This is a genomic window from Miniimonas arenae (genome assembly GCF_006351005.1).
GTDB classification, from domain to species: domain Bacteria; phylum Actinomycetota; class Actinomycetes; order Actinomycetales; family Beutenbergiaceae; genus Miniimonas; species Miniimonas arenae.
This window is the reverse complement of record NZ_VENP01000096.1, coordinates 1-4,147: the sequence shown is the minus strand read 5'-3', so window position 1 is coordinate 4,147 and position 4,147 is coordinate 1. Positions and strand designations below refer to the sequence as shown.

At 65.3% G+C, this 4,147-nt stretch carries 2 protein-coding genes and 1 pseudogene; 1 reads left to right on the top strand and 2 read right to left on the bottom strand.

The annotated features are described in order from the left end of the window. Window positions 1-259: 259 nt before the first annotated feature. Window positions 260-1,690, bottom strand: a complete 1,431-nt coding sequence (locus FH969_RS14525) for an argonaute/piwi family protein (RefSeq protein ID WP_139987898.1) — start codon at window positions 1,688-1,690, stop codon at window positions 260-262. Then, the gene (locus tag FH969_RS14520) at window positions 1,687-3,009 is read right to left on the bottom strand and encodes a DUF4365 domain-containing protein (RefSeq protein ID WP_108717731.1); all 1,323 of its coding nucleotides are present in this window, start codon (window positions 3,007-3,009) and stop codon (window positions 1,687-1,689) included. Before FH969_RS14520 ends, FH969_RS14525 begins: the two co-directional genes overlap by 4 nt. Before the next feature lie 249 nt (window positions 3,010-3,258). Between FH969_RS14520 and mobF the strand changes: the two are divergent. Continuing rightward, a pseudogene (gene mobF, locus FH969_RS14515) lies at window positions 3,259-4,068 on the top strand (MobF family relaxase); the annotation flags it as partial. Between the last annotated feature and the right edge of the window lie 79 nt (window positions 4,069-4,147).

Genomic DNA, 4,147 nt, shown 5'->3' with positions numbered 1-4,147 from the left:
TCGACCTCTACCCAGGCACCGACGCGCCGACCGACCCCGCGCCTGCCCGGCAGCCGGCTACACCCTCAACTGGGAAGAGCCGGATTGGCCAACTCCCACCTGAGGCCGCTCCCAACAGTCGCACCATGTCGGTGACGACTGAGTGGCTGTCACCGCTCATCGCCGATTCTTTCGACGACGAGCCGCCGGACGCGACGGATCTGAGCGACGCGGACTGGCCATCCGTGGCGCCGTTCTGAAGCCGCCGTTCTGAAGCTGATCACATGTAGTAGGCGTATCGGGGTGCAGGCGTCTCGCCGGGATCGAGGTGCTTGAGGATTCCACCGATCGACTCCGCGGTGCGGATTGTGATCGGTAGCCGTCCATCCATCTGGGTCGCGTTCCAGTTCATCTTCGTCAGCGTGAGCAGCTCCGTTCCGATTTCCTCTGCACTCGACTCGGTGTCCACGAGGCGAAAGGGGAGTGGCGACGGTACGTACATACCCGCGTATGTCTTGTAGAGGGGCACACTGCCGCGAGTGTAGAGAACGTGTCGTTGCTCGGAGAGTGAGAGCATCGTGCCGCGAAGCGGCGGAAACTCCCCGCTTCGGAAGAGCCGGACTGAGTCGCCTCGCGGCAGCCAGACCAGTTCGAGCAGGTCAATGTGATCATCGACCGCCGCGGCCCGGAACCCGCGCTGCTCCGCGTCCGTGAACGACGAGGTCTTGTGCAGCATCACCCTGGCTGGCATCGTGCGGTGCTCGCGGCGGTACGACGCGAGCGACTGGCTCAGCAGACTCTTGGCGTCGTTCTCGGTCAGATGGGGCTGACGGTCGTCTCTTGATTGACGGGCTGGTGCTCCGCGGACGATGACGCCGTCTCCTCTCTGGTTGAAGACCTGGGCGACGCTCGTCTGGAGTGTGTCTCTGGCCGAGTCGCGGTAGAACGCGACACCCACGAAGCAGCTCGTGAGGTCCTCGGCGGCGCGGGTCATCCGCCACGGTACGCCGCCTGCCTGGTAGTAGAGGGCGGTGTGGAGGTTCCACGCCTTCGTTGCCTCATCCTGTTGCTGGCGACGATCTCCACCCTTCGGCTTGTACGCGGCGTCCCAGGTTTCACGCCGAATGATCTGGATCGGCCGGCTCGTCTTGAGTGATCTCGCTTTGAGAAGCGAGTGGAAGTCGACACCGGCGTACTCGACGCGGGGTTCTCGTCGCGGACGGTCGGGGGTGCCGGAGTTCATGACCTGTTCGGGAAGCACGTCGGGCCGGCAAATCAGAACGACGTCGCACCCGGGCTCCTCGTTGAGCGCTGTCAGCTCCGTGTCATAGAGATCAACCGCTGCTGCGACGGCCTCGGCCGGACTGAGCGACTCGATGTTTCGCAACGCGTGCGTAGTGATCGGTCGTTCGAGGCGTGTGTCCCAGACGATCGTCGACCGGAAGCCGACGTTGGTGTCAAAACCGGGGAAGGACAGGAACAAGCCCGTGAGGTGACTTGACTTTGCGGCGATCGGGCTGCGGCATTTGTCGAGCCAGCGTTTGACGCCGTCGATTGCGTCACGCGTTCCGATGATCCCGACACGGATCGCTCGTGGGGCCGCAAGGTCCGCGTCGGCGGACCCGTAGAACGTGATCCCGTGGCGAGGATCGGCGTGTCGGCTGCCGGTTGAGAACTCCAGTTCGGGCTCGTCGAGGAGCGAGAGCTTCATGCAGGCACCTCGAAAAGGGCGGCCTCAGGGTGGGTGAGCACCATCGGCGCGGCTTCAGTGGCCTGCTTCCAAGAGGCGTCATCGATGCCTCGGTCAACTCCGAAGCTTGCGAGCTGCCCGAACTCGAGGATCTTCGGCTTGGGCTCGTGAAGCAGCGTGACCTCGCCACGAAGGATCGATGCCCACATTCGCGTCTCCTGCCGGACAGCTTGATGACGATCAAAAGACTTGATCTTCTTCAGCAGGTCAGCTGCGAAGTGGGACTCGTGGCGACCGTCGTACGTGAAGTAGTAGTCGGGCGTCAGCGCGCAGTACCACTCGCCGTCGATAGGTAGGAATTTCCAGGAGAAGGCCGCGTGTCGGTAGTAGCTCACCTTGCCCGGATCCTTCTTGCTCCGGTAGGCCTTGAACACGGCGCGCCAGTTGGAGCCCCCGGTGTTCCACTTGCGGTCGGAAAGGTCGTCGGTCGCCCGCACATACAGAAGGCCACGCTCTCGGGAGTAGTCGCAGTCGTCGCTGAGATCGTCGCGAAGCGATCGGTTGAGCAACTGAACGGCAAGTCGTTCATCGTCGAGGGTGCCCGCCGCAAGGTCGGCAATCTGACGGACTTCAGGCTCACCGCGGACGGTCACGCCGAGCCCGGTCTCATCGACGATCCGCAAGGTGTGGAGAAGGCCGCCCTTGAGTACGAAGTCGTGGCGCATACCCAGGTTCTCAGCCCGCTGGGCATCGTACACATCTCGCGGCTTAGTCGCAGTTGTCGCGTATGAGTAGACCTGGGCTGGTGGGCGCGAGAGGAGCAGGTTGGACTCCAGCGTTTCGTGCTTGTGTGCCGGTGCCGGAGTGTGTGCGCGTCCCTGCGGATCTGCCACGGCGAAGAGGCGTTCGGTGAGGTTGCCTTCGAGCGCCATCGTCCGCTTGTCGAAGTCCACCCGGCGGTCAGCCCGTCGTGACGCATCCGCGAAGTAGCTCTGGACATGCACCCACCATGCTCCGTCCGACTCGGGGTGGGAACAGATCAAGAGAACCGGCTGATCGGACTTCAGCCAGTACTCGAGGTCGCGCTCGTCGCAGATGTAGTGGAACCGGTCGGCGGTCTCGCCCGGGAACGGCCGGTTACTCGCCTTGCTCTGAACGAGGATGTGGCGGTTGGACACCTCACCCGTCGTGTGATCGCGCAGTTCGATGCTGCCGTCGATGCCCGCGTCGAGCCCGAGTTGGCGCCACGCGTGCCCCATCGTGTTTACGCGCCGGTGAATGAGGGCGATCCCGGCGTCGCCGATCAGCTCGCTATCGCTGAGCTTCTTTCCGGCGGCCACTGGACTCTCCTCTCGCTGTCGCGGGGAACCGCTCGACTCCCCGTATGCGACAGCGTAGGTGTCGCCTCTGACATGACAGGCGAGGCGGCCCAGTCACCGGGTTCCGCCGACAGCGGACGGCATCCGATGATCGACACTCGGGCCGCCACGCTTCTGGCAGATCAAGGTTCCGGCCCTGGGTTCTCGCGTCTGATGCGACCCGCGTGACCCGGTTTCACGGCGCTCACCTCCTTGTCGAGGAGGTGCGCGATGACGGTCTCGATGCGCGTGATGAGTGCGGGCGACGGCTACAAGTACCTGCTGAAGACGGTCGCTGCGGGCGACGGGAATCGGACGCTCTCGACGCCGCTCACCAGGTACTACGCCGAGGCGGGAACGCCGCCCGGCAGGTGGCTCGGCGGCGGGGTCGCGTCGCTCGGCGACGGCCATATCCTCGTCGGCAGCCAGGTCTCTGAGACGCAGCTCCAGCTCCTTGTCGGGTTGGGACGCGACCCCCTCACCGGGGAGCCGCTGGGCCGCGCCTACCCGGTGTACGCGCCGGTTGCCGACCGCATGGCGAAGCGCGTCGCCGACCTCGACCCGTGGCTGGGGATCGTCCAGCGGGCGGCGGCGATCGCCGCCATCGAGGCAGAGGAGACGGCATCCGGAACCCGGCGTGCGGTCGCAGGGTTCGACTTCACGTTCTCGATCCCGAAAGCGGTGTCGGCGCTGTGGGCGGTTGCCGACGCGGGCACGCAGGCGACCATCGCCGACGCCCACCACGCGGCGGTGGCGGACGTGGTTGCGTTCATGGAGCGCGAGGTTGCAGCCACTCGGGCCGGTGCGGCCCCCGGCGACGGGGCGGTCGCGCAGATCGACGTGACCGGGCTCATCGCGACCGCGTATGACCACTACGACTCCCGCGCCGGTGACCCGCACCTGCACACCCACGTCGTGGTGAGCAACAAGGTGCGCACCGTGCTCGACGGCAAGTGGCGCTCACTCGACAGCCGGCCCCTGCACGGCGCAACGGTCGCGCTCTCCGAGTTGCACGAGGCCGTCTTTGCCGACCATGGGACTGCTGCACGGATGGGTGACACCTGATGTGTGGTGCCGTGGGGTGCCACTGGAAGGATGTCGATCGTGCCCAGACCTCATC

Bases quoted from the DNA above. Each gene is read 5' to 3' on its own strand.
- FH969_RS14525 (WP_139987898.1), bottom strand. From the start codon at position 1,690: ATGAAGCTCTCGCTCCTCGACGAGCCCGAACTGGAGTTCTCAACCGGC.